This is a genomic window from Bradyrhizobium sp. ORS 278 (assembly GCF_000026145.1).
Classification (GTDB): domain Bacteria; phylum Pseudomonadota; class Alphaproteobacteria; order Rhizobiales; family Xanthobacteraceae; genus Bradyrhizobium.
Map to the genome: position 1 here is coordinate 313,716 of NC_009445.1, position 25,210 is coordinate 338,925.

At 66.7% G+C, this 25,210-nt stretch carries 24 protein-coding genes, 1 tRNA gene and 1 pseudogene; 11 read left to right on the forward strand and 15 right to left on the reverse strand.

Going from position 1 to position 25,210, the window contains the following annotated elements:
* Positions 1-10: 10 nt before the first annotated feature.
* Both BRADO_RS01430 and BRADO_RS01435 read right to left on the reverse strand, forming a co-directional pair.
* Positions 11-1,315 carry a COG4223 family protein gene (locus tag BRADO_RS01430; protein ID WP_041755979.1) on the reverse strand — a complete coding sequence of 435 codons (1,305 nt, stop codon included), beginning with the start codon at positions 1,313-1,315 and terminating at the stop codon, positions 11-13.
* 50 nt (positions 1,316-1,365) lie between these two features.
* A complete protein-coding gene (locus BRADO_RS01435; RefSeq protein WP_011923542.1) occupies positions 1,366-2,094 on the reverse strand; it encodes a uroporphyrinogen-III synthase in 729 nt (242 codons plus the stop codon).
* A 139-nt stretch (positions 2,095-2,233) separates the two neighbouring features.
* On the opposite strand from BRADO_RS01435, the gene tsaD reads away from it, so the two are divergent.
* The 3 genes from tsaD to BRADO_RS01450 all read left to right on the forward strand — a co-directional run bounded on the left by tsaD (position 2,234) and on the right by BRADO_RS01450 (position 4,994).
* Complete coding sequence (gene tsaD / locus BRADO_RS01440; protein WP_011923543.1) at positions 2,234-3,301, forward strand: tRNA (adenosine(37)-N6)-threonylcarbamoyltransferase complex transferase subunit TsaD; 1,068 nt, start codon at positions 2,234-2,236, stop codon at positions 3,299-3,301.
* A 159-nt stretch (positions 3,302-3,460) separates the two neighbouring features.
* Complete coding sequence (locus BRADO_RS01445) at positions 3,461-4,444, forward strand: NAD(P)H-dependent glycerol-3-phosphate dehydrogenase (protein WP_011923544.1); 984 nt, start codon at positions 3,461-3,463, stop codon at positions 4,442-4,444.
* A gap of 136 nt (positions 4,445-4,580) precedes the next feature.
* Entirely contained in the window at positions 4,581-4,994 is a 414-nt protein-coding gene (locus tag BRADO_RS01450; protein ID WP_011923545.1) for an EVE domain-containing protein, read from the forward strand.
* A gap of 330 nt (positions 4,995-5,324) precedes the next feature.
* Here BRADO_RS01450 and BRADO_RS01455 read toward each other — a convergent pair whose 3' ends face one another.
* From BRADO_RS01455 to BRADO_RS01470, 4 genes are all read right to left on the reverse strand, one after another.
* On the reverse strand, positions 5,325-6,827 hold the full coding sequence (locus BRADO_RS01455) for an ammonium transporter (RefSeq protein WP_011923546.1): 1,503 nt from the start codon (positions 6,825-6,827) through the stop codon (positions 5,325-5,327).
* A gap of 39 nt (positions 6,828-6,866) precedes the next feature.
* Complete coding sequence (locus tag BRADO_RS01460) at positions 6,867-7,205, reverse strand: P-II family nitrogen regulator (RefSeq protein ID WP_006611147.1); 339 nt, start codon at positions 7,203-7,205, stop codon at positions 6,867-6,869.
* A gap of 331 nt (positions 7,206-7,536) precedes the next feature.
* On the reverse strand, positions 7,537-8,847 hold the full coding sequence (locus BRADO_RS01465; RefSeq protein ID WP_011923548.1) for an ammonium transporter: 1,311 nt from the start codon (positions 8,845-8,847) through the stop codon (positions 7,537-7,539).
* Between the two features lie 85 nt (positions 8,848-8,932).
* On the reverse strand, positions 8,933-9,271 hold the full coding sequence (locus tag BRADO_RS01470) for a P-II family nitrogen regulator (RefSeq protein ID WP_009031848.1): 339 nt from the start codon (positions 9,269-9,271) through the stop codon (positions 8,933-8,935).
* A gap of 211 nt (positions 9,272-9,482) precedes the next feature.
* Here BRADO_RS01470 and BRADO_RS01475 point away from each other — a divergent pair, with 211 nt between their 5' ends.
* On the forward strand, positions 9,483-10,358 hold the full coding sequence (locus BRADO_RS01475) for a DUF4339 domain-containing protein (protein ID WP_011923549.1): 876 nt from the start codon (positions 9,483-9,485) through the stop codon (positions 10,356-10,358).
* 5 nt (positions 10,359-10,363) lie between these two features.
* Here the strand turns inward: BRADO_RS01475 and tesB are convergent, their stop codons facing one another.
* Positions 10,364-11,239, reverse strand: coding sequence for an acyl-CoA thioesterase II (gene tesB / locus BRADO_RS01480; protein ID WP_011923550.1), 876 nt, complete (start codon positions 11,237-11,239; stop codon positions 10,364-10,366).
* A gap of 161 nt (positions 11,240-11,400) precedes the next feature.
* On the opposite strand from tesB, the gene BRADO_RS01485 reads away from it, so the two are divergent.
* The gene (locus BRADO_RS01485; RefSeq protein ID WP_011923551.1) at positions 11,401-12,621 is read left to right on the forward strand and encodes a ubiquinone biosynthesis hydroxylase; all 1,221 of its coding nucleotides are present in this window, start codon (positions 11,401-11,403) and stop codon (positions 12,619-12,621) included.
* A gap of 57 nt (positions 12,622-12,678) precedes the next feature.
* On the opposite strand, the gene BRADO_RS01490 is transcribed toward BRADO_RS01485, so the two are convergent.
* Genes BRADO_RS01490 through BRADO_RS01500 form a run of 3 tightly spaced genes read right to left on the reverse strand, consistent with a single transcriptional unit; the run spans position 12,679 to position 14,402 of the window.
* Positions 12,679-13,602 (reverse strand): alpha/beta hydrolase, encoded by a 924-nt coding sequence (locus tag BRADO_RS01490; protein ID WP_011923552.1) that lies wholly within the window; start codon positions 13,600-13,602, stop codon positions 12,679-12,681.
* 3 nt (positions 13,603-13,605) lie between these two features.
* A complete protein-coding gene (locus BRADO_RS01495) occupies positions 13,606-13,803 on the reverse strand; it encodes a Trm112 family protein (protein ID WP_011923553.1) in 198 nt (65 codons plus the stop codon).
* Positions 13,804-13,859: 56 nt separating this feature from the next.
* A complete protein-coding gene (locus BRADO_RS01500) occupies positions 13,860-14,402 on the reverse strand; it encodes a TetR/AcrR family transcriptional regulator (RefSeq protein ID WP_011923554.1) in 543 nt (180 codons plus the stop codon).
* Between the two features lie 87 nt (positions 14,403-14,489).
* Between BRADO_RS01500 and BRADO_RS01505 the strand changes: the two are divergent.
* The 3 genes and pseudogenes from BRADO_RS01505 to BRADO_RS01515 all read left to right on the forward strand — a co-directional run bounded on the left by BRADO_RS01505 (position 14,490) and on the right by BRADO_RS01515 (position 16,386).
* Positions 14,490-14,840 (forward strand): annotated as a pseudogene (locus BRADO_RS01505) (hypothetical protein).
* A 357-nt stretch (positions 14,841-15,197) separates the two neighbouring features.
* A complete protein-coding gene (locus BRADO_RS01510) occupies positions 15,198-15,545 on the forward strand; it encodes a cupredoxin domain-containing protein (protein WP_244422952.1) in 348 nt (115 codons plus the stop codon).
* 10 nt (positions 15,546-15,555) lie between these two features.
* Entirely contained in the window at positions 15,556-16,386 is an 831-nt protein-coding gene (locus BRADO_RS01515; RefSeq protein WP_011923557.1) for an FTR1 family protein, read from the forward strand.
* A gap of 12 nt (positions 16,387-16,398) precedes the next feature.
* On the opposite strand, the gene BRADO_RS01520 is transcribed toward BRADO_RS01515, so the two are convergent.
* A complete protein-coding gene (locus BRADO_RS01520; protein WP_011923558.1) occupies positions 16,399-17,073 on the reverse strand; it encodes an LON peptidase substrate-binding domain-containing protein in 675 nt (224 codons plus the stop codon).
* Between the two features lie 59 nt (positions 17,074-17,132).
* The gene (trxA, locus tag BRADO_RS01525; RefSeq protein ID WP_011923559.1) at positions 17,133-18,053 is read right to left on the reverse strand and encodes a thioredoxin; all 921 of its coding nucleotides are present in this window, start codon (positions 18,051-18,053) and stop codon (positions 17,133-17,135) included.
* A 289-nt stretch (positions 18,054-18,342) separates the two neighbouring features.
* Here trxA and BRADO_RS01530 point away from each other — a divergent pair.
* Positions 18,343-18,417 (forward strand) — tRNA-Gly (locus BRADO_RS01530).
* Between the two features lie 36 nt (positions 18,418-18,453).
* On the opposite strand, the gene BRADO_RS01535 is transcribed toward BRADO_RS01530, so the two are convergent.
* The 3 genes from BRADO_RS01535 to BRADO_RS01545 form a co-directional block, all read right to left on the reverse strand.
* Positions 18,454-19,908 (reverse strand): caspase family protein, encoded by a 1,455-nt coding sequence (locus BRADO_RS01535; RefSeq protein ID WP_011923560.1) that lies wholly within the window; start codon positions 19,906-19,908, stop codon positions 18,454-18,456.
* Between the two features lie 107 nt (positions 19,909-20,015).
* Entirely contained in the window at positions 20,016-21,320 is a 1,305-nt protein-coding gene (gene pncB / locus BRADO_RS01540) for a nicotinate phosphoribosyltransferase (RefSeq protein WP_011923561.1), read from the reverse strand.
* A 94-nt stretch (positions 21,321-21,414) separates the two neighbouring features.
* Positions 21,415-22,767 carry an amidase gene (locus tag BRADO_RS01545; RefSeq protein WP_011923562.1) on the reverse strand — a complete coding sequence of 451 codons (1,353 nt, stop codon included), beginning with the start codon at positions 22,765-22,767 and terminating at the stop codon, positions 21,415-21,417.
* A 388-nt stretch (positions 22,768-23,155) separates the two neighbouring features.
* Between BRADO_RS01545 and BRADO_RS01550 the strand changes: the two genes are divergently transcribed.
* Positions 23,156-24,433, forward strand: a complete 1,278-nt coding sequence (locus BRADO_RS01550; protein WP_011923563.1) for a sorbosone dehydrogenase family protein — start codon at positions 23,156-23,158, stop codon at positions 24,431-24,433.
* Positions 24,434-24,609: 176 nt separating this feature from the next.
* Positions 24,610-25,185, forward strand: coding sequence for a cytochrome c (locus tag BRADO_RS01555; RefSeq protein ID WP_011923564.1), 576 nt, complete (start codon positions 24,610-24,612; stop codon positions 25,183-25,185).
* Positions 25,186-25,210 lie beyond the last annotated feature (25 nt).

Genomic DNA, 25,210 nt, shown 5'->3' on the forward strand with positions numbered 1-25,210 from the left:
CTTGGGCGTCCTATTGCGCGGGTTTGGCGAGCGCGGTCATCGAGTCGTCGGCGAATTTGCGGGCCGCTGCCAGCGCGGCGTCGCGGGCGTCGGCCTTGGCGAGCCAGTCGTTGGCCGGAGCGCGGTCCTCGGCCGACAGGCTCTTCAGCTCGCGCCGCGCCTCGCCGAGATCGTTGCGCAAGGCGGCCGCGGTGACGCGCGCGACGACAGCGCCGCGATCGGTGCCGGCGCCGTCGGTGCGCTCGACCTTCACCAGGTTTTGCGCGCCGGCCGAGAGCTTGCTGAGGATCGAGTTCCCCGTGGTGCTTTCGGCGGCGGGCGGCGCCAGCTTCGGCACGATGGTCAGGAGATCGCGACTGAGCGCGGCCGGGCTCGGGACTCCGTTCGCGGCGAAGGGCTCGAGCGGCTTCAGCGCGGATGCATCCGGGGCCAGCGATGTCGCGGTCGACAGCGCCGCGCCAAAGGGGTCGCCGTGGCGGACGGCGACGTCGAGCAAGGTGGCGGCGATCACCCGGCGCAGCGGCGCGTCGTCGGCCGACCTCGCCTGCGTGGCCTCGGACAGCTTGGCGCGGTCCTGCGCCAGCGCCGCGCTCTGGGTCTTGCTGGCGCGCTCCAGCGCGTCGATGCGCGCGGTCAGGCCGGACAGGTCGACCGGGGCGGGAGCCGGCGCCGCGCTGTCGCGCGGCTGCGCCTTGACGTCGTTCAGCGCGGCGACGGTCTTGTCGCTCTGGCTGCGCAACGCGGCGACGTCGCTGCGCACCGCCGCGATCGCCTTGTCGACGGCGTCAATGCGGCCGGCCACGGCGGCATCCGGCTTTCCGGCGCGCTGCTCGAGCGTGGCGACGCGCGAGGTCAGCTCGTCGACTGCGGTCGACAGCGGCGTGGTCGGAGACGGCGGCTGCACTGGCGGCCAGCCCAGCATCCAGCCGACGCCGATCACCAGCGCCGCCGCGGCCGCGCCGGAGAACGGCGCGATGATCCATGGCGACACCGGCCGCGGTGGCGGGGGCGGCGGAAGCTCGGCCTGCGGCGGCGCGGCGGCGGCAACGGTCTCTTCAGGAGTCTCGGTGGCGACGGCGGCCGGCTCGGCCTCCGGAGCACCGTGCGGATGCGAATCGTCCGCCGCGCCCGAGGATCCCTCCGCCACGGCCTCGGCCGGCGCGGACCATGGCGAGGCCGTCGGCCGCTCGGCCGCGCTCTCGCTCGCCGCGGGACGCTCCTCGCGCGAGGTCGGCTCCAGATCGATGGTCGGCGGGGGCCGTTTCTGCCGCCCGGTATCGGAGGCCGGTGCAGCGGTGTCGGGTTCATCGACCATGATGGAGGTTCCCTGGCTGAAGCAAGACTGGGCAGGCCCTCTTACGCCATTCACGACCGGAGCGCACGAGCTAGCCCTTCCAGCATCTCGTTTTCATCCGGATGCGCTGGGATTGTGACCTGCGTCGCGCCGGCGTCACGCAGCACCTCGGCGACGTTGGCCGACAGGCAGCCATGCGGCACCGCCAGCGCGGAGATTTCGACGCCCTCGGCCCGGATCGCCGCCACGAACGCCGCGGCACTTCGCCGCGAATAATGCAGCACGGCTTGGATCGTGTTCGCCGCGAACGCCTCGCAGACCTCGCGCGGCAGGCTCGTCACCTGCGCCATCCGGTAGACCGTCTGCGTGACGACCTCGAAGCCGCGCGCGCCAAGCTCGGCGGCGAGATCGCGCGAGATGTCGGCGCCGGCGAGATAGAGCAGGGTTGCCTTGGCCTCGATCGCACCGCTGGTCGCGATCACCTCGCGCAACGCCGCCGCATCGCCGGCTGCCGAGATCACTTTTGCGAAACCAGCCGCGCGCGCCGCCGCCGCGGTCTGGTCGCCGACCGCGAACAACGGCAGAAGCAGCAGCGCAGAGCTCCGCAACTGCGGCGCGGCCGCGCGCAGCGCGTTCGCGGACGTCACGACGATTCCAGCCGCGTCTTGGCCCACATCGGCCAGCAGCGCGACCGGCTCGAAGCGCAGCATCGGCGCCAGCAGCACGTCGAAGCCGCGCTCGCGCAGGGCTTGGGCGGTCCGTTCATTGTCGGGGGCGGGACGGGTCACCAGCACGGCCATGTGCTATGCTCCCGTCGAATACGGATCGGCCGGGCTGCAACGGCGTGGTGATTGCACCTGGCGACCTCGTGATGTTAGGCGGATCCGCGCACACATAATGACCAAAGGGTTGAGATTGGGTAACGACTCGCAAACGCTCGTGCTCGGCATCGAGACCACCTGCGACGAGACCGCCGCGGCGGTGGTCTCCAGGGATTCGGACGGCAAGGGGCATATCCTCTCGAATGTGGTGCGCTCGCAGACCGACGAGCACGCGATCTATGGCGGCGTGGTTCCCGAGATCGCGGCGCGTGCCCATGTCGAGATGCTCGATCATCTCATCGACGCCGCGATGCGCGAAGCCGGCATCGATTATGCCGCGCTGTCGGGCGTCGCCGCGGCCGCCGGGCCCGGCCTGATCGGCGGCGTCATCGTCGGTCTGACCACCGCCAAGGCGATCGCGTTGGTGCACGACACGCCGCTGATCGCCGTCAACCATCTCGAGGCGCATGCGCTGACGCCGCGCCTCACCGATGCAATCGACTTTCCCTACTGCCTGTTCCTGGCCTCCGGCGGCCACACCCAGATCGTCGCGGTGGCCGGCGTCGGCGATTACGTCAGGCTCGGCACCACGGTCGACGACGCGATGGGCGAGGCGTTCGACAAGGTCGCGAAGATGCTCGGCCTGCCCTATCCGGGCGGCCCGCAAGTGGAGCAGGCCGCGCGCAACGGCGACGCCACGCGGTTCGCGTTTCCGCGTCCGATGCAGGGCCGAAGCGACGCGAATTTCTCGCTGTCCGGATTGAAGACTGCCGTGCGCAACGAGATCGGCCGCCTGGAGAGCGTCAGCGAGCAGGATGTCGCCGATCTCTGCGCCAGCTTCCAGGCCGCGGTGCTGGAGTCCACCGCCGACCGCCTGCGCGTCGGGCTCGACCTGTTCGAGCAGCGCTTCGGCGCGCCGACCGCGCTGGTCGCGGCCGGCGGCGTCGCCGCCAACCAGGCGATCCGCGGAGCGCTCGACGATGTCGCGCAAGCCGCCGGCACCCGCCTGATCGTGCCGCCGCCCGCGCTGTGCACCGACAACGGCGCGATGATCGCCTGGGCCGGCGCCGAGCGCCTTGCGCTCGGCCTGGTCGACGGCATGGACGCACCGCCCCGCGCCCGCTGGCTGCTGGACGCCAATGCGCAAGTGCCCGGCAAGTTCGCGAACACGCGCGCGGGGTTTTGAGAGCGTGCCGAAGCTGCTCCCTTACGCCACACTCCAGCGCGAGGCACGTCCGAGCCTCTCCCCACGCGTGGCGCCTCTCCGCGCGATCGGTGGGTGGGGCTGCCCCTCACCCCAACCCTCTCCCCGTAAGAACGGGCAGAGGGAGCACTGAGGCCGCCCGTGTCGCATCGCTTTCAAACGATCGCCGTCGTCGGCGCCGGTGCGTGGGGCACAGCGCTTGCGGCCGTGGCCGCGCGCGCCGGCCGCAACGTGACGCTCTATGCCCGCGACGCCGATCACGCCGTTCGCATCGCGACAGCGCGTGAGAATCCCCGTCTGCCCGGCATTCCGCTCGCCGACAGCATCACCGTCACTACCGACCTCGCCCGGGCCGCCCGCGCCGACGCCATCCTGATCGTCGTTCCCGCGCAGCATCTGCGCGGTGCCGTCATGCATCTCGCGCCTCTGCTTGCGCCCGGCACGCCGCTTGTCGCCTGCGCCAAGGGCATCGAGCACAGCACTCACAAATTCATGACGGAGGTGATCGCCGAGGCTGCGCCACGTGCAACGCCGGCGATCCTGTCCGGCCCCAGCTTCGCCGACGACGTCGCGCGCGGACTGCCGACTGCGGTCACGCTCGCCGCGCCTGACGAGGCGCTTGCCTCGGCGCTGGTGCAGGCGCTGGGCTCGTCGACCTTCCGGCCCTATCACTCGACCGACGTGCGCGGCGTCGAGATCGGTGGTGCCGCCAAGAACGTGCTGGCGATCGCCGCCGGCATCGTCTCAGGGCGCGATCTCGGCGCCTCCGCGCTGGCGGCGCTGACCACGCGCGGCTTTGCCGAACTGGTGCGGCTCGGCCGCGCCTATGGCGCCCGCAGCGAGACGTTGACCGGCCTGTCCGGCCTCGGCGACCTGATTCTCACCTGCGCCGGTCCGCAATCGCGCAATTTCGCCGCCGGCCTCGCGCTCGGACGCGGCGAGCCGCTGCCGGCCGGCAAGCTCGCCGAAGGCCAATACACCGCGCCGGTGCTGGTCGAACTCGCGGCGTCGCGCGGCGTCGAGATGCCGGTGGCGCAGGCGGTGGCCGCGATCCTGTCCGGCACCGTGACGATCGACGCCGCGATCGAGGCGCTGATGTTGCGGCCGTTCAAGGCGGAGGAGTGAGGCGGACCGCTGGGCAAAAGCGCGATGTCTTCGCTCTAAACTGTTGACCCGGCGATTGCCGTCTTCTTTGATCCGCCCGCCGAGCAAGCCCGTCTTCCGCTCGGGACTGGCGCGACGATCCGAGGACCTTGCACATATGAGCTATTGGCTGGTGAAATCCGAACCCTCGGTCTGGTCCTGGGACCAGCAGGTGGAGAAGGGCGCCAAGGGCGAGGCGTGGACCGGCGTGCGCAACTACACGGCGCGGCAGAACCTCGTGGCGATGAAGCAAGGCGAGCTCGCCTTCTACTACCATTCCAACGAGGGCAAGGCGATCGTCGGCATCGCCGAGATCATCAAGGAAGCCTATCCCGACCCGACGGACAAGACCGAGAAATTCGTCTGCGTCGACATCAAGGCGCACAAGGCCTTCAAGACCCCGGTGACGCTAGCCGCCATCAAGGCCGAGCCGAAGCTCGCAGAGATGGCGCTGGTGAAGCAGTCACGCCTGTCGGTACAGCCGGTGACTCCCGAGGAATGGAAGCTCGTCTGCAAGATGGGCGGGGTGTAGGGGCCGCGCCGCCCGTCGCTCCCAATATCTCGGCGGAGGACATCAGATGCGTTGTTCTCCGGGCGCACGGCGCGAGCGCGAGATCCTTGACCACAGGGTTCACTTGGTTGCGCGGGACTGGCGACCTGCCTATTCGAAGATCACGCGGTGTGGATCCGGCGTTCGCCGTGACGACACTGCGGGTGTGGCGCGCGCTCGGCCCTCACGAGCGAACCAAAAAGAAAGGGGCCCCAGCTTGCGCTGGAGCCCCTCAACGGTCAGGGCATTGCCGGGTATTTGCCCGAACCGAAGTTGCGGACCTGGTCCGGTGGGACCAAGTCCCGGGAGAACTCAGTAGTTGTAGGCGCGCTCGCCGTGGTCGGTGATGTCCAGACCCTCGCGCTCCTGCTCGACGGTCGGACGCAGGCCGATGATCACGTCGACGACCTTGTAGAGGATCGCCGAGCCGACACCCGACCACACCAGCGTGGCGACGACAGCCTTGATCTGCGCCACCATCTGCGTGGCGAAGTCGTAGGTGCCGGCGTTGTTGCCGGTGATGTTGGTGTAGTCGGTGATGCCGACGCCGCCGAGAGCCGGGTTGACCAGGATGCCGGTGGCCAGCGCGCCGATGATGCCGCCGATGCAGTGCACGCCGAACACGTCCAGCGCGTCGTCATAGCCGAGCGAGTTCTTCACGGTGGAGACGAAGAACAGGCAGACCGGCGAGACGATCAGGCCGAGGACCAGCGCGCCGATCGGGCCGGCGAGGCCGGAGGCCGGGGTGACGGCGACGAGACCGGCCACCGCGCCCGAGCAGATGCCGAGCAGCGAGGGCTTGCCCTTGACAGCCCATTCGCACAGCAGCCAGGACAGCGCCGCGCCGGCGGTAGCGACCATGGTGTTGACGAAGGCCAGAGCCGTCACGCCGTTCGATTCGAGGTTCGAACCGGCATTGAAGCCGAACCAGCCGACCCACAGCAGCGAAGCGCCGATCATGGTCATGGTCAGCGAGTGCGGGGCCATCAGCTCCTTGCCGTAGCCGGTGCGCTTGCCGATCAGGACAGCGCCCACCAAGCCGGCGATGCCGGCGTTGATGTGAACGACGGTGCCGCCGGCGAAGTCGAGAGCGCCAGCGCCGGCGAGCCAGCCGACGGCGCCGGTGACTTCATCGAGCTTGGCCTGAGCGGCGGTCTTGGCAGCGGCGTCGCCAGCGGCGGCGAGAGCCTTGGCAGCAGCAGCGACGTCGTCCGGAGCGGCGATGTACCAGACCCAGTGCGCGATCGGGAAGTAGATGAAGGTGACCCAGAGCAGCACGAACAGCATCACCGCCGAGAACTTGATGCGCTCGGCGAAGGCGCCGACGATCAGGGCCGGAGTGATCATCGCGAAGGTCATCTGGAACACGAAGTAGGCGAGCTCCGGAATGACGACGCCGTTCGAGAACGTCGCTGCCGTCGAGTTGGCGTCGATGCCGTGCATGAAGGCCTTCGAGAAGCCGCCGATCCACGAGGTCATGCTGCCGCCATCGGTGAAGGCGAGCGAGTAGCCGTAGAGCGTCCAGACCACGCCGACCATCGCGACGATCGCGAACACCTGAGTCAGGATCGCGGCCATGTTCTTGGTACGGACGAGGCCGCCATAGAACAGCGCGAGGCCGGGGACGGACATCATCAGAACGAGCGCGCTGGACACGAGCATCCAGGCGGTGTCGCCCTTGTTGGGAACGGGAGCGGCTGCAGCAGCGGCGGCCGGCGCATCTTCAGCGAACGCCACGTCGGCGAGGCTCGCGATGCAGAGCCCGGCAATTGCGAGCGTGACCCATCCCGCGCTGGTTGGACGCTTGAACGTCATTTTATTCTACTCCGTAAGTGTTCTGGTTTGAGCGCGAAATCAGAGAGCCGCAGCGTCCGCTTCGCCGGTGCGGATGCGCACGGCGTGGTCGAGGCTGATGACGAAGATCTTGCCGTCGCCGATCTGACCGGTCTTGGCGGCCGAGGAGATCGCGTCGATGGTCTTGTCGACCTGGTCGGAGGGGATCGCGACCTCGATCTTGATCTTGGGCAGAAAGCTCACCGCGTATTCAGCGCCGCGATAGATTTCCGTATGACCTTTCTGACGGCCGTACCCCTTTACTTCCGTCACCGTGAGACCATGAACGCCGATGGCGGTCAGGGCGTCCCGGACTTCTTCGAGCTTGAATGGCTTAATGATCGCCATAACAATTTTCATGGGTCCTATCCCCGCTTGGGCCCGGCACGGACGTTACCGAGCGCTTCCTGTCGACTGAGATTCACCACGCGGAGAGAGCTTCACGACGCGGGCACAGCCGGGCCCCTAGAATCAAATGCCGTGCCAGTCGGCTGGTCAGGGCTAATGAGCCGTGAACGCTGACCTTTTTGGCGATCCAGGGGGGAGGAGGGGGCTGCGCCATTCGGTCGCGCCCAGGTAATGAGCAGTCATGCGCAAAAAATGCGCATGCCAGGCTCAAGACACAATGCTGCTCACTGCGCGGGCAGGTTTCGCCGACTCAGAACGGGTCAAATGGCGCCAAATCCTGCAATTATTGCAGTGCCTCGCCATGCTGGGAGATGTCGAGCCCCTCGAGTTCCTGCTCGCGGGACACCCGCAGCGGCACGAAGGCGCTGACGAGCTTCAGCAGGGCCCAGGTCACTCCGCCCGACCAGACCAGGGTGACAGCCACCCCATAGAGCTGCGCCGCGAGCTGCATCGGATGGCCTTCGATGAGCCCGGACGTGCCGCCGATCGCAGCGGTCGCGAATACGCCGGCCAGCACCGTGCCGGTGAGGCCGCCGATGCCGTGAACGCCGAACACGTCGAGGGAGTCGTCATAATTGAAGCGGTGTTTCAGCGAAGTGCAGGCCCAGTAGCAGATGATGCCGGCGAGCGCGCCGATGACGAGGCCATGCCACGGCGCCACGAAGCCCGATGCAGGGGTGATGGTGCCAAGGCCGGCGACCGCGCCAGAAATCATGCCGAGCACCGACGGCTTGCGCCGGGTGGACCATTCCAGCGCGCCCCAGGTAACTGCGCCGGCGCAGGCGGCCAGATGGGTGGTCAGGATCGCCATCACGGCGTGGGCGTTGGCGCCGAGCGCCGAGCCGCCATTGAAGCCGAACCAGCCGACCCACAGCAGGCCGGTGCCGACCACCGCGAGCGACAGGTCGAAGGGGGACAGATTCTCGCTGCCATAGCCGTGGCGGCGGCCCATCACCAGCGCCGCGACCAGCCCGCCGGTTCCGGCCGACAGATGCACCACGAGGCCGCCGGCGAAGTCGACCACGCCGGCCTGGGCGAGGAAACCGCCGCCCCAGATCCAATGCGCCAGCGGCACATAGACGAAGATGAACCAGGCGACGCCGAACACGAGATAGGCCGAGAAGCGCATGCGGTCGGCGACCGAGCCCGCCACCAGCGCCACCGTGATGATCGCGAAGGTCATCTGGTACAGCATGAAAAGCGCCTCCGGGATCGTCTTGGCGCCGGGATGCACGCTGTCCATCCCCATGCCGGCCAGGAAGGCGCGGTCGAGCGAGCCGATCCAGGCGCCGTCGCCGACGAAGGCGAGCGAATAGCCGAACGCGACCCACAAGATCGAGATCAGCATGACGGCCGCGAGGCTCTGCGCCATCGTCGCCAGCACGTTCTTCTTGCGCACCATGCCCGAGTAGAACAGCGCCAGGCCCGGAATGGTCATCATCAGCACCAGCGCGGTGGCGACGATCATCCAGGCGGTGTCGGCCGCATCGATCGTGGACGGCGCGGCTGCCGATGCTGGCGTGGCGAAGACGAGTGCGCCTGCTGCAGCCAAAGCTACAGACGTGCGCAGGCAACGAGACGCGCAGGTCCCCATGACAGTCCCCCCGGCATGTCAGTTCAGAATCAGGAATGTTGGTCCAGCCGCCCCGTTGCGGCAGACGATCGGCGAAGCCGGCGACTTACAGCGCGTCGCTGTCGGTCTCGCCGGTGCGGATGCGGCGGGCGTGATCGATCGGCGTCACGAAGATCTTGCCGTCGCCGATCTGGCCGGTCCGCGCATGCGTTGTGATGACCTCGACCGCCTTGTCGGCGATGTCGGAATTGACCGCGATCTCGATGCGCAGCTTGGGCAGGAAGTTCACGATGTATTCGGCGCCGCGATAGATCTCGGTGTGGCCCTTCTGCCGGCCGTAGCCCTTGACCTCGGTCACGGTCATGCCGTGCACGCCGATCGCGGTGAGGGCCTGGCGCACCTCGTCGAGCTTGAAGGGTTTGATGATCGCGACGACGAGCTTCATGGTCGGGCCTTGGTTTCCTCAGGTCGATCGGAGCAGCCTGTTTGGAAGGCATGCTTTGAAGGGCCGTTCTGGCCTCTTCCTAGGCAAATGGCACAAAATCAGCGCAGCGTTAAGCGAAAACGTCACGGAGTGAGCGATATCACTGAACGCAATGCGCTATCGCCCGACAGATGGAAGACGTTTTGTTGCCTCGCTTGTTCAAGGATCACCGATGTCGAATCGTTCCTGGTATTATGCCGCCCAAGGTCAGCAACAGGGGCCCATAGCGGAAGACGAGTTGCGCGACCTGATTGCCAGGGGCGTCGTGACCGCCGAGACGCTGCTCTGGAGCGACGGCATGGCCGGCTGGGAGAAGGCTGGACGCATTCCCGGGCTGATGACGGGGGTGCCGAGCATCGCGCCAGGTGGTCCGCCTGCCTTCGACCAGGGCGGTCCCGCTGCAGCAGGCGCGGTGTCGATCAAGCTCGGTACATGGTCCTATCTCGGCTGGACGCTGCTCTATGTCCTCGGCCAGTTCCTGGTTGTCATCACGCCGTGGACGGCCGTCTATCTCTACCGCTATGTCGTCGAGCGGATCAGCGTGCCCGGCCGGCCGAACCTGTCCTTTATCGGGCAGCCGCTCGAGATCTGGTACGTTTTCGTCGGCATGGGCGTGCTGACCTATGTCGGCATGAGCGATCAGCCGCTCATCAAGCTCGCCGCCATCATCGCTCAGGCGTTTCTCGGCTGGATGGTGATGCGCTGGGTGCTGAGCCGGATCGCATCGAATGGCGAGCCGCTGCCGATCCGTTTCGAAGGTAGCCCCGTCGTCTATTTCGCCTGGTATCTGGGTCTGATCGTATCGGCGGTCACCATCGTCGGCTGGGCCTGGGTGGCGACCGCCTGGATGCGCTGGATCTGCCGCAACATCCAGGGGACGCGGCGCGAGGTGGTGTTCAACGGCACGGGCCTGCAGGTGTTGTGGCGCACCCTGGTGTTCGTGCTCGGCTGCTCGGTGATCATTCCGATCCCGTGGCTCTTACGCTGGTACAGCGCCTGGTACGTGTCGCAGTTCGCAGTCGTGCCGCGCGGATCGCAGCCGGTCTGATCGGGCTAGGCCCAGCGCTCGCGGATCGATCCCTCCTGCGCGACGGAGGCGACCAGCGTGCCGTCGGGCTTGAAGATCGAGCCGCGGGTCAGCCCGCGGCCGCCCTGCGCGCTCGGCGAATCCTGCGCATATAGCAGCCATTCGTCGGCGCGGAACGGCCGGTGAAACCACATCGCGTGATCGAGCGAGGCCGGCATCATGCGCTTGTCGAACAGGGTCCGGCCGTAGCGCGCCATGACAGCGTCGAGCAGCGAGAAGTCCGACGCATAGGCGAGCGCGCACATGTGCAGCGCCGGATCGTCCGGCAACGTCGCCGCGGTCTTGATCCAGACGTGGATGCGGCCATCGTCAATCTTCTCACCGAAATACCGGCTGAGCTCGACCGGACGCAGTTCGATCGGACGATCGGATTCATAGTAGCGGCGGATGAAGTCGGGCATCCGCTGGAAGACCTCCTGGAACATCGGCTGCTTGGAGATCTCCTCGGCCGTCAGCTTCTCCGGCGGCGGAACGTCCGGCACCTTGTCCTGATGGTTGAAGGCGCTCTCCTCGTCGGAGTGGAACGAGACCATGATCGAGAAGATCGCGTTGCCGTGCTGGATCGCGGTGACGCGGCGCGTCGCGTAGCTCTTGCCGTCGCGCAGGCGCTCAACCTGGTAGATGATCGGCACCTGCGGGTCGCCCGGCAGGATGAAATAGCAATGCAGCGAGTGCGGCAGCCGGCCCTCGACGGTGCGGCACGCCGCCATCATCGCCTGGCCGATCACCTGCCCGCCGAACACCCGCTGCCAGCTCGTCTTCGGGCTGTTGCCGCGGAACAGGTTCACCTCGATCGGCTCGAGGTCGAGGATCGAGATCAGGTCGATCAATCCCTTGGACATGGCGTGGTGCTTTCGCTGGTGTTGCGGTCCAATCCGGTCCCGGCCCCGTTATGGCAGGATCAGGCATCTCGAATTGACGGCCTGGGGCCGCAGCCCTTGGTTCTGCCCTCTGTTTCGCCTAGCTATACTCGACCCGCAAGAGCAACCGTGAGCCAGGTGCCATGACGACACAGCGAAGCATTGTCATTTGTGGCGGGGCTTTTGCCGGCCTGGCGCTCGCGCTGGCGCTCCGGCATGGCCTCGGTGCCGACGTGCCGGTGATCGTCGCCGATCCGGCGCTCGCCAACCGGCCAAGCCGCGACCCCCGCGCCTCTGCCATCGTCGCCGCCTGCCGCAAGCTGTTCGACGCGATCGGCGTGTGGGCGGACGTGGCGCCCGAAGCGCAGCCGATCCTCGACATGGTGATCACCGATTCCAAGCTGGAGGACGCGACCCGCCCGGCTTTTCTGACCTTCGCAGGGCAGGTCGAGGCCGGCGAGCCATTCGCGCACATGGTCGAGAACCGGCTGCTGATCGATGCGCTCGTCAAGCATGCCGAAGCGGCCGGGGTGGAGCTGAGGGCTACGCCGGTGACGGGCTTCAAGACGCGCACGGACGCCGTGACGGTGACGCTCGGTGATGGCAGCGAGCTCGAGGCCAGCCTGCTGGTCGCGGCCGACGGTGCGCGCTCGAAGCTGAGGGAGCGCGCGGGCATCCTCACCCATGGCTGGGATTACGACCAGTCCGGCATCGTCGTGACGGTCGGGCACGAGCGCGATCACAACGGCCGCGCCGAGGAGCATTTCCTGCCACCCGGACCGTTCGCCATCCTGCCGCTGACCGGCAAGCGCTCGTCGCTGGTCTGGACCGAGCGGCGCAGAGAGGCGAAACGTCTGGTCGACCTCAGCGCCGACGAATTCCATGCCGAGCTGGAGAAGCGCGCGGGCCTGCATCTCGGCGAGCTCAAGGTGCTCGATCAGCCCAGGGCGTTCCCGCTGTCCTATTTCGTCGCCCGCTCGTTCATCGCGCCACGGCTGGCGCTGGTCGGCGACGCGGCCCACGTGATTCATCCGATCGCGGGGCAGGGGCTGAATCTGGGGCTGAAGGACGTTGCGGCGCTCGCCGAGGTCGTCGTCGATGCGGCACGCATGGGCATCGATCCCGGGCAGGTCGACGTGCTGGAAAGCTATCAGCGCTGGCGCCGCTTCGACACGATGGCGATGGGCGTCGCCACCAACTCGTTGAACTTCCTGTTCTCCAACAAGTCGACCCTGCTGCGCACGGTGCGCGACATCGGCCTCGGTCTCGTCGATCGCGCGCCGCCGCTGAAGGAGCTGTTCATCAAGCAGGCCGCGGGCTTGACCGGCGAGATGCCGCGGCTGTTGAAGGGAGAGGCTCTATGAGCATGATCCGGAAAACCGCGACCCGGTTTTCCGACAAGATCATGCTGAGGCAGAAGCTCAGCGCGGGCCGGGGGCCGCGATGAAGGCGGCCACTGCGTCGACCATGTCAGGATCGAGCGGGCGGTCCGGGTCGTTATAGGACGACAGGTTCTCGTCCTCATTGGCGATGTCGACCAGCATGTGGTTCATGGCCGGCAGCCACAGCGTCTTCGCAGCCGGCGCGGCGGCGGCGAGCGCGACCATGTCGAGGCGGGCGACCTGCTGATCGCGGGCGCCGCCGACGATCAGGATCGGAATTACGATCTGCTTCAGCGGATCGATCGGATCCTCCGCGAAGGCGGAGCCGATGCCGGGCTGCATCCTCGGCGCGATCGGCAGCTCGGGCGGCGGCGGGTCCACCACCTGGCCGGCCATGATGGCATCGATCGCCTTGGCGACCGGCTCCATCGCCACGGCCGGCAGCTTCTTCTCGAGCTGCGTCTTGAGCAGGTCGCCCTGCCGCCGCGCCGAGGCCGCGAGCAGGACGAGGCGGTCGACCGGGGTGCGGCGGGCGGTGAGGATGGCGACGAGCCCGCCCTCGCTGTGACCGACCAGCGCGATACGGGCGAACTTGCCGCGCAGGAAATCGACCAGCGCGGCGCTGTCGTCGACATAGTCCTTGAAGCGGAAGTCCTCGGCCCTGCCGAACTCCGCCTTCCAGCCGCGCGCGCCGCGCTTGTCGTAGCGCAGGCTGGCGATGCCGCGGGCGGCGAGCTGCTCGGCGAGCTTCTTCAGGGTCGCAGGCTTCAGCTGCGGCCCGTTGCCGTCCCTGTCCGTCGACCCGGAGCCGGCGATGAGGAGGGCGACCGGCGGGCGTTCGACGCCGGGCGGCGTCGCCAGGACGGCGTCGATGGCGCCGACCCGGATCGCACTCTCCTCGGCGGAGGCCGCGGAGGTGAGGAGGGCGAACGCGAGCGCGCAGCGGATGACAGCGGCGCGCATCGGTCAGTCGATCTTCCGCGCTTCCTCGGGCAGCATGATCGGGATGCCGTCGCGGATCGGATAAGCGAGCTTCGCCGAGCGCGAGATCAGCTCCTGCCTGGCAGCGTCGTACTCCAGCGGGCCCTTGGTCATCGGACAGACCAGGATTTCGAGCAGCTTGGGATCGACGGAATTGGCGGGGCGTTCGAGCGGGGCGTTCATGGCATCTGTCTCCGGCGGGCGCCTCTCTAGCACAGCCACCGCCGGTCTGTCGTGCCTCAAGGCTTGAGCAGCGCGATGCGGATCAGCTCGGTCAGGACGGTGTCCTGCTGCGCGGCCGGCAGCGGGCGGCCCGACAAGGCGTAGCCGAGAAACGCCCAGTACAGCACCTGGGCGCGGGCCGCCGCGATCTCCGGGCCCAGGCCCTCGGCGACAAGCAGGCTTTGGACGTAGCCGAGCCGTCGCTTGTCGATCGCCTGGACGGCCTGCTGCGCGATCGCGTCCGAGGCAGCCCAGCTGCGGACGGCCCGCTCAAGGGTGGCCTTGATGGTGAAGGTGCGACGAAGCAGCACGGCGATCGCCGGCTCGGTGCCGGCGCTCGACTCCACGCCGGTGATGATCTGCTCGGCGGCGATCTCCCGCCAATGTTTGAGCAGCTCCGCGTGGAACGCTGACACATCTTCGAAATGCCAATAGAAGCTGCCGCGCGACACACCCATGGCTTTGGCCATCGGCTCCGCCTTCAGGGCCGTGAAGCCTTGGCTGGCCAATATCTTGAGGCCCTGGTCCAGCCAATCCCCGGCCGAAAGCTGATCACTCATGTCGTCACCATGCTTTCCCATACACAACTGTATTGACGAGTGCCAGCATCAGGGGCATCCTCCATACATAACTGTATGGAGGACCCGATGCGTGATATTCTGTTGCAGGCCGCGGGGCTGGCGTCGATCGCGGTCGCGCTGATCCACGGTGTCATAGGAGAGACCGTGGTGTTCGCGCGCGCGAGCATCGCGCCGGAGCGGTTGCGAACACTGCTGCGTCTGGTCTGGCAGGCGGGGACGGTGGCCTAGATCGGATTCGGCGCCCTGCTGATCGCCGCGCCCTGGATGGAGTCGGAGCCCGCGCGGCACTGGACTGTCATCGCGGCGATCGTCGTGTTCGCCTCGGCCGCCGTGGCAAACGCCGTTGCGACGCGCGCGCGCCATTTCGGCTGGATCATGCTCGCCGGCGTCGTTGCGCTCGCGGCGGCGGGTTATTGACCAGTCAGGAGCCTCGACCATCTGCGACGAGAGCGTGCCAAGGTCTCGCCTCCTGGTCGCTTCCAATCAGCAACCAGGCGGCCAGATCTCGACCGCACTCAGCGATGCGGGGCGGCGATGTGGCGAGCTGGCGAACTTCGTAACGAAACGGAGCCGACCGGCCGCCTGCGGCCAAGCGCTCGCCACTGCCACGACACATTCGGAAAGAATGGTTCCAACTTAGAAGGAGTCTCTTTGCAGACACGGCGTCGGGCCGCTTAGCTGTTCGTCGTCGCGAACGGGTGCCGCACCGTCGATCTCGATGCGGTCGCGTACCAGTTCTCCGATTTGCTTGTCTCGATACGGGAGGACTGATCGATGTTGGTCGACATGGTGCGGAAAGTGGTCGTTGCGGGCGCCAGCCTGGGCATGTTGCTGATGGCGAGCCAGGTGCAGGCAGGCGGGCCGAACGAGATCTGCCTGACATATGCGAACGGACAGTTCGAGCCCAAGGAGCCGACCGTTCCCGCCGACGCGCCGCTGACCATCCGCGTCAAGAACATGGAAAGCAAGGCGATCGAGTTCGAGAGCGAAACGCTGAAGATCGAAAAGGTGATCGCTGCCAACAGCGAGGCGGTGCTCAACGTGCGTGCGATGAAATCGGGCCGCTACGAGTTCTACAACGACTTCAACGAAAAAGCCCGCGGCTTCGTCATCGTGCAATAGGTCCGCTCCCATGCTTGCCGCGTTGATCATCGTCTTCCGTGAAGTCTTTGAAGCCGGCCTCATCGTCGGCATCGTGCTGGCGGTCACCAGCGCGGTGCCGCATCGGCTGCGCTGGATCGGCGCCGGACTGTTTGCCGGGCTCGTCGGTGCCTGCATCGTTGCGGCCTTTGCCGGCACGCTGACGCAGTTGTTCGAAGGCATGGGGCAGGAGGTCTTCAACGCGGCGATCCTCTCCACTGCCGTGATCATGCTGACCTGGCACAATGTCTGGATGGCCCGGCACGGCCGCGAGATGGCGAACGAGCTGCGCACCATGGGCCAGGCCGTCGCCGAAGGCGCCAAGCCGCTGGTTGCGCTCGCCACCGTCATTGCGATCGCCGTGCTGCGTGAAGGCAGCGAGGTGGCGCTGTTTCTCTATGGCGTGGCAGCCTCGGATGAGGGCGGCGGCCGCGCGCTGCTCGGCGGCGGCGTGCTTGGCCTGCTGCTCGGCGTGGCCGTGTGTCTTGCGACCTATCTCGGCCTGATGCGCATTCCCCCGCGCGCGCTGTTTCGGACCACCACGGTTCTGATCACCTTGCTATCGGCTGGCATGGCGGCCCAGGCCGTCTTCTTCCTCGCACGCGCCAACTGGCTCACCTCGTTCGATCAGGTGATGTGGGATTCGAGCTCGGTTTTGCCGGAAAAGGGGCTGGCCGGACGGACGCTGAAGGCGCTGATCGGCTACACCGATCAGCCCACGGCCATGCAGCTTGCGGTCTATGTCGGGGTGATCGTGGCGACGATCGCGTTGATGCGGCTCACAGCGACGCCGCCGCGGCCGCGCGCGATGGCGGCGGAGTAATCGCTCGCGTGCTTACTGGAGAGGCGGATCGCCCGAGGTCCGCTTTTTTGCGAGATCCATCTCGGTGACGGCGACCAGGATCTCGGCGCGGGTCTTCAGGTCCGGGGCTTCCAGCATCGCCTGCTTTTCGGCGGGCCCATAGGGCGACATCATCGCCAGCGCGTTGACCAGCGCCTCGTTGGGGGCGGCCTCGATGCCGGCCCAGTCGACCTTGAGGTTGTTGGCCTTGAGGAAATCGGTCAGGACCGCGAGCAGCGCGTCGCGGTCGACGGCGCCTTCTCCTTTGCGTGCGGTGAAGTCGTCGACAAACGGGAAGTAGTCGACCTTGCACTGACGGTAGGGCGTCAGCACCGACATCTCTTCGACCACCTTGAAGCGCGAGACGCCGGTGAGCTCGAGGATGTAGCGCCCGTCGCCGGACTCCGCGAGTTGCGTGATCCGGCCGACGCAGCCGACCTTGAACAGGACCGGCCGCTCCTCGCTCGAGGAATGCGTGACATCGGGCTGGATCATTCCGATCAGGCGATGACCGTCGCGGAACGCGTCATCGACCATCGCGAGGTAGCGCGGCTCGAAAATGTTGAGCGGCATTTGGCCGCGCGGCAGCAGCAGGGCGCCGGCGAGCGGAAACACCGGGATGACCTCCGGCAGCTCGGCAGGACCGCGATATTCGGCATTGATCGGCATGCGATACCTCGTGTCCGCTCCACTGATGTCCGCTGAAGCCTCGTCCCCGCGCCGGACGGCTACGAGAACAGAATCGTCGACAGCCGTTTGCGGCCCTCGACGGTGGCCTCGTCCGCACCGCCCCAGGCTTCGAAGAACTGCACAAGCTGCTTGCGCGCGCCATCCTCGTTCCATTTGCGGTCGCGCTTGACGATCTCGAGCAGGTGGTCGGTCGCTTCCTTCCGCTTGCCCGCCGCGTTCAGCGCAATCGCGAGATCGAAACGCGCCTGATGATCCAGCGGATTTGCGGCGACCTTCTGTTCGAGCTCGCCCAGCGGCCCGAGCGACTGCGCCTGTTCAGCCAGATCGATGGCCGCCTGCACCGCCGAGACGGCGGAATCGCCGCGCTTGGCCTCGGGCACTTGGGCCAGCGTCTCCTTGGCCTGCTCGATCGCGCCGGTTTCGAGATAACATCTGGCGAGGCCGGCAAGAGCCGGGATATTGGCCGCGTCGAACGACAGCACCTCGGCGTAGATCTGCGCCGCGCCGGCCGGATCGCCCTCCGCCAGGACCGCCTCGGCCTCCTTGAGGATCTCGTTGATGTCGGGCTCGCCGACGCCGGGAACGCCCTTCGTGATCTTCTCGATGAAGGCGTTGATCTGGCTCTCGGGCACCGCGCCCATGAAGCCGTCCGCCGGGCGGCCGCCGACGAAGGCGATGACCGCCGGGATCGACTGGATGCCCATCTGGCCGGGAATGGCCGGATGCTCGTCGATGTTCATCTTGACCAGCTTGACCTTGCCCTTGGCGGCCTTGACGGCCTTTTCCAGGATCGGGGTCAGCTGCTTGCATGGGCCGCACCACGGCGCCCAGAAGTCAATCAGGACCGGCTGACGCTTCGATTCCTCGATGACGTCCTTCACGAAGGTCTGCGTGGTGGTGTCCTTGATCAGATCCGGCACCTGCGGCGCCGCTCCGCCGCCCTGCTCAACAATGGTCACGAGGTCCTCGTCCGAAAAGAATCTGGGATGGGACAGCGTACCGGAACCGGCCGCCGCCGCGCCTCAATACACGGTTTCCATCGCTTTAAGTGGCGGTCGCCGGCGAAATTTCAATCCGGCCGGGCGGGACCGCGCCGAATGGCCGATTTGACCCGGTTTGGGCGTCGCCGACACCCAAAATTGAGGGCGGTCGACGTACAAAACCTGTCGCAGACCTGTTGCATTCGTCCGCGGCATTTGGCATAGGTCTGCCCGTCGCTGGCGGCCACGCCGCCCAGCCGTCACGGATGCGGGTGTAGCTCAGTGGTAGAGCACGACCTTGCCAAGGTCGGGGTCGAGGGTTCGAACCCCTTCGCCCGCTCCAAAATCTCTGCTCCGCCAATATCCCGCGCGTAAATACTTATTGGACCGGCTGGGACTTGTCCCAGGCCGCAAACACATCTGCGAAGACGCGGTCGCCACTGGGGCCTTTGCCGATGGCCAAGATACCCCTGCGCTGATTGCTGTAGACGAGGGGAATGTCGAACCATTCACGCCCGGCGAGGAGTTCGCCGTTGCGCGCGCGGTCGGCGTCGACATTGGAGAGGCCGACGAGGAACGATCCTTCCGTCACCTTGACCGCCAGGCCGGCAAGCGGCGTACCGCGCGCCTGCTCATTCGACTTCATCAGGATTCCCGGCACGTTGTTGATCCCCCCGCCAGCGAAATCGTCGGCGCGCGCGAAGGTGAGCTCGGCGACGTGGCTGGCCGGCAGGGTCGGATCGTCGTTGCGGCGCAGCTGCAGGGTCGCCTTCAGCTTGCGGTCTGGAACATCGATTTCGGCGCGGATCACCGGCACGGCTCGCCCGGACTGCGGGCTCTTGATGGTCTCCATCCGCCACGTCACCGAGCCGGTATAGCGCTTGCCTTTGGGATCGGAGGGATCCTCGTCATAGAGCACCGCGAGGCCGGGCGTACGGCCGTCCGAGGCGGTCGAGGCCGGTGGCGGGCCCATGGCTGCCGTCGCCGCAGCCTGCCGGTTTGCGGGCGTCTTGATCGTGGATTCGGCTGTGCCCGGCGCAGGATTCGCGCGCGGCGGGCCAAAAACGACCTCGCTGCCGCCGAGCGGCGTCGCCAAGAGCAGCGGCTGCTGGGCCCCGGAGGTCGCGCGCTTCACTGCCACTCCCGCCTGATTGAGCGTCGCGAGCAGCGCACCCGGACTGGGCGCCGTCAACGCCTCGACCAATGCGTTGGTGAAGGCACTATGCCCGTACGGTCCCCGCTGCCCTACGGTCCCCGGTTGAGCGGAGAAGGACAGCAGCGTGTTGGCGGGCACGCTTGTCGCCACCAGACCGGCTGACAGCCCGGCAATGCCGCGGGCCGCGAACGGGTTCGAGCGGAAGGCGTCGAGGACCACGACGTTCGCCCGGCTGTCCGGTCCGTCCAGTTCGCGCATGATGCCGGCGAGGCTGCGCAACTCGGTCTCGACATCGGCCGCCTTCGCCGGTGCCGCGTCAACCGGAACGAGATAATTGGCGCCGCCGAGGTTGATGCCGTAGCCGGCGAAGTAGATCAGGGCGACATCCGCATCGGCGATCCGGCCCTTGAACTCCGCGAGCGCGCGGTCGAAGCCCTGCTTGGTCAGATCGATCTGGCCGCTGCCGCCGCTCAAGGTGAAGCCGAGCTGTGCCAGCTTGTCCGCGATCAGCTTGGCATCGACCGCCGGCTCGTCGAGCAGCGGCGCATGCTCGTGGATGGAGTTGCCGATCACCAGGGCTACGCGCTTGTCGGCTGCGGCCGGTGTTGCTCCCGTGAGGAGAGCGATCGCGACGACAAGGAAAAAAAGCTGCCCGACGCGGCCGCTCACCCCACGCATGCTAACGATCTCCTGCCTTCCGGTTGCCCCGTTCGGGCTCCGATTTTACCGCAAGCCGAACAAATCCGGAACGAAAATCAGTGAGGATGCGAGAGATTTTTCTCTGCTCAGACGAACACGGGGGTCCGCACGCGGCCGGCGTCGCCGAAGACACGCAGGTAGCGGGCGATCTCGGCGGGGTCGCCGGTCGCCTTCTCCGGATTGTCGGACAGTTTCACGGCGGGGCGGCCGTCGACCGAGGTCACCTTGCAGACCAGCGAAATCGGATCGAGATCGACAGAACCGTCGGGCGAGCAGCCGACGAAGTCGTTGGTCAGGTTGGTGCCCCAGCCGAACGACAGACGGACCTGGTCGGAGAAGCGCTGGTGGATCTGCTCGATCGATTCGACATCCATCGCGTCGGAGAACACCAGGAGCTTCTGTCGGGGATCACGGCCCTTCGACTTCCACCACGCGATGATCTCCTCGCCCGCCTGAATCGGCGGCGCGCTGTCGGGGCGGAAGCCGGTCCAGTCGGCGACCCAGTCCGGCGCGTCGCGCAGGAAAGCCTTGGTGCCGAACGCGTCCGGCAGGGCGATCAGCAGATTGCCGGCATAGGTCTGCCGCCACTGGTCGAGAATGCGGTAGGGCGCGAAACGCAGTTCATCGTCGTCCTTGGCCAGCGCCGCCGCGACCATGGGCAGCTCGTGCGCATTGGTGCCGATCGCTTCGAGATCATTATCCATCGCCAGCAGCACGTTCGAGGTGCCGGTGAAGGAGGAGCCCAGGCCTTCCTTGACGGCTTCGACGCACCAGCGCTGCCACAGGAAGCCGTGGCGGCGGCGGGTGCCGAAATCCGACAGCCGCAGCCCCTCGAGCTTGCGCAGCCGCTCGACCTTGGCCCACAGCTTGGCCTTGGCGCGGGCGAACAGCACGTCGAGCGCGAAGCGGCCCTGACCCTTCATGGCCTGCCGCGAGCGCAGCTCATTGACGATCGCGAGCGCCGGAATTTCCCACATCGTGGTGTGGGTCCACAGGCCGTGGAAATGCAGCTCGTACTGGCCGTCGGCCTTGTGCAGCTCGTATTCGGGCAGGCGGAAATTGGCGAGCCAGGCCAGGAAGTCCGGCGAGAACATGTGGGTCTTGCCGTAGAACGTGTTACCGGCCAGCCAGATCAGCTCCTTCTTGGAGAAGCGGATGGTGCGGGCGTGGTCGAGCTGGGCCCGCAGCTCGCCCTCGTCGATGACATCGCCGAGCCGCACGCGCTTGGTGCGATTGATGACCGAGAAGGTCACCTTCTGATCCGGGTAGAACTCCCGAATCATCTGCAGCATCAGAAGCTTGTAGAAATCCGTATCGAGCAGGCTGCGCACGATCGGATCAAGGCGCCAGCCGTGATTGTAGGTTCTACTCGCGATGTCTGTAACGGTCATGCGACGGTTTTACAGCGCCGGCCGGAAACCCGCCACTGGGCTTTGGCGCAGGGTTCTGTTGCGGTGACCGGAGAGGTCCCCGGCATCAAGCGGTTCATCGCGTCGGTTGCGCCATGAGCGGCAGGCCGGGATCGAAGGCGAGCGCCGTTTCCACCCATTTCGCGACGCGGAGAAGCTGGAGATCGTTGCGATAGGTGCCTGCGACCTGGACGCCGAGCGGCAGGCCGTTTCTGCCAAAGCCGGCTGGCAACGCAACGGCCGGGGCGCCGACGAAGGTCCAGGGCGCGCAATATTCGGCATCGCCGGTCCAGTCGAGCCCGCGCGGCGCCTCGCCGAACGCCGGCAGGGTGAGCACCGCGTCATGACCCGCGAGTTCTGCCGCGAGCGCCGTCTGCCGGGCCGCCTGCGTGGCCTTTGCGGCGAGGTACGCCATCGCCGTCTTGGCTCGTCCGCTCTCGACGTGGCCCTTCATCACGTCGCTGACGCGGTCCGGATAGCGCGCGATCAGGTCGGAGAAGATCGTCGTCGCCTCGCTCAGCATGATCGTGTTGATCGCGTCCCAGCTGGCGCTGTCCAGCTCCGTCAGCGCGACCTCCTCGATCGCCGCGCCTGCGCCACGCAGCTTGTCGATGACAGCTTCGAACACTGCCTTCTGCTCGGCCTCGGCGCGCTCCCATTTGGCGAAGCGCACCACCGCAAGGCGCGGCTTGGCGAGCGGCGCGAGTCCGTGCCCGATGTCGACTGAAAATCCGGGCAGTGGACGGCCGTGGAGATCATCCGCGCTGCGGCCGGCGAGCAGAGAAAGAGCAAGGGCCACATCGTCGACACGGCGCGCGAAGAAGCCGACATGGTCGAGCGACGGGCTGAGCGGATGCACGCCCGTGCGCGGAATCGCGCCGAAGCTCGGCTTGAAGCCGACAACGCCGTTGAATGCCGCGGGACGGATGACCGAGCCCAGCGTCTGCGTGCCCAGCGCCAGCGGCACGAGTCCCGCAGCAACGGCCGCGGCGGAGCCGGACGACGAGCCGCCGGGCGTGTGCGCGGGGTTCCAAGGGTTGACGGTCGGGCCGGGATGACGCCAGGCGAATTCGGTCGACACCGTCTTGCCGAAGATGGTCGCGCCGAGATCGCGCAGCCGTGCCACGACCCACGCGTCGGCATCCGGCACGTGATCGCGATAGATCGCCGACCCGTTGGTGGTCGGCATGTCCGAGGTCGCGATGACGTCCTTGATGGCCACGGGAATTCCGCCGAGCGGACCACGCTTCGCGGTCACATCTCGTGGCAGATATTCGAACGCCTTCAGCTGCGGCTCGATGCTCTGCGTCCGCTTCAGACAATCTTCGCCATAGGCGGAGGCGGATGCGGGGTCGGCGGCGAATTGGCGCAGCAGCTCGAGCACGCCCGCACCGGCTTTCGGTGTCTGAAGATCTGACGGTTGCGACATCGGCTGTCCTGTTCGGCACGAGTCTTGGAGGCGTGTCTTGGAGGCGTCGTTCACGCCGTTCGTGGGGCCGCAGACTAGCGGGGGATGAGGGCCGCGCCAATCGCGCCCGCGATCGGTGCGTATGAATACAGCGCATGGCCGTTCTTGCCGCCGCGGCGACACGGATCGATGCGTCGCAAAACCGCGCACAGCAAATAAGCATCTGGCATGCTCTGAGTGCAGAGGCGCGATGCGAGCGTCACGCAGACTTCGCCGCAATCCGCTTCTCACGCGCGCAGGATGTGCTACCATTTTCGAGTCGACTACAGACGTGGCGACCAAAGAACGTCCTTGAAACACGTTCCGATAAATAGACGCAGCCACACGAGCTGCTCATGGGAGTGAAGCGATGATATCGGTTTTCCACCGAAGCATTCTTGCGCTTGCAACAATCAGCCTTCTCGCCGGGACCAGCATCGCCGGCGCGCAGCAGCAATCTGATCAAGGCAAGGGCCTGAAGAAATACGAATCCGGCACCAAGGAATTCTGGACGCATCCGCCGGACGACTGGTTCCTGGGCGACGAGACCGAGGCGCAGAAGGGCCTCGCGCCGCCGTCCGGTCCCCCGACCGGCGCCTCCGACGCCGAGCTCGCCAAGATCGTCAAGCAGGTGAAGCTGCCGGAAGGCTTCAAGATGGAGGTCTGGGCGTCGGGCGTGCTCGCCGCGCGGCAGATGGCCTGGGGCGACAAGGGCACGCTGTTCGTCGGCTCGTTCGGGCTCGGCAACGTCTATGCGATCAGCGACAAGGGCGGCAAGCGCGAGGTCAAGACGGTCCTCAAGGGCCTGAACATGCCCACGGGCCTCGCCTTCCAGGATGGCAATCTCTACGTCATCGCGGTCGACAAGCTGATCAAGTATGAGAATGCCGAGGCCAATCTCGACAATCTTGGCCAGGGCAAGGTCGTCTATGACGACATGCCGTCCTACGCGGCGCACGGCTGGAAGTACATCGCGGTCGACAAGGAGGGCTGGTTCTACATTCCGTTCGGCCCGCCCTTCAACATCGGCATCCCGCCGACCTCGGTCTCGCAGATTCGCCGCGTCGATCCGCGCACCGGCAATGCCGAGATCTGGGCGCTCGGCGTGCGCAACAGCGTCGGCGGCGACGTCGATCCGCGCACCGGCCGCTACTGGTTCACTGAGAACGCGCGCGACTGGGTCAGCGACGATCTGCCGAGCGACAAGCTCAACATGATCTCGAAGATCGGCGAGCATTTCGGCTATCCCTATTGTCATCAGGGTGACATGCCGGATCCGAAGTTTGCGATGGGCCACAAATGCTCGGAGTTCACGCCGCCGGCGCTGAACCTCGGAGCCCACGTGGCGCCGCTCGGCATGAAGTTCTACACCGGCGACCAGTTCCCGGCGGAGTACAAGAACAACATCTTCATCGCCGAGCACGGCTCCTGGAACCGCCACAAATATCAGGGTGCGCGGATCATGCGGGTGGTCGTCGGTCCCGACGGCAAGGATGCAAAGCAGGAGGTGTTCGCCTCCGGCTGGATCGAGGGTGATCAGGGCTATCTCGGCCGTCCCGACGACATCGTGCTCGCCAAGGACGGCTCGATGCTGGTGGCCGACGACTGGGCGGGCGCGATCTATCGCATCAGCTACGAGAAGAAGTGAGCCTTTGACCAACGCGGGGCTGCGCGCTGCCATCATGGCGGGCGCAGCCCCAACTATTTTGGGCGCAGCGCGTTGGACAGCGTAGCGCCGCGCGGCGAGACCGCTCGCGTGACAACGATTGCGTGACGACAAAGATGGGAGCTCGAACCCCCGCGATGAATCCAGGGAACCTAGGAATGCGCCAGGTCATGGTCGCTGCGCTGATGCTGGTGCTTTCGGCGCTGCCCGCCGTGGCGGCCGATCTGACCGCCGGCAAGGCGAAGGCCGAGCTGTGCGCCGGCTGTCATGGCGAGAACGGCATATCGCAGACCGAGAACATCCCCTCGCTCGCCGGTCAGCAGGATCAGTTCATCCAGTGGCAGCTGGTGTTCTTCCGCGCCGGCACCCGCAAGAACGAGGCGATGAAGCCGATCGTCGATCAGCTCAGCAACGAGGACATCCGCAATCTCGGCGCCTATTTCGCGTCGCTGCAGCCGGCGAAGTCGCCGCCGGACGATGATGCCGACCTGTCGAAGAAGGGCGCCGAAGCCGCCGCGGGCCGCCGCTGCGCCTCATGCCATCTCGACTCCTATGCCGGCACCAAGGGCGTCGCGCGACTCGCAGGCCAGCGCGAGGAATATCTCGTCAAGGCGCTGCACGACTACAAGAGCGGCCAGCGCGTCGGCGGCAGCCAAGCCGCAATGACGGATGTGGCCTATCCGCTGAGCGCGGAGGAGATCACCGCGCTGGCGCACTATCTCGCGCATTTGTAGTTCATGTCGAGCGTCACATTCGGCG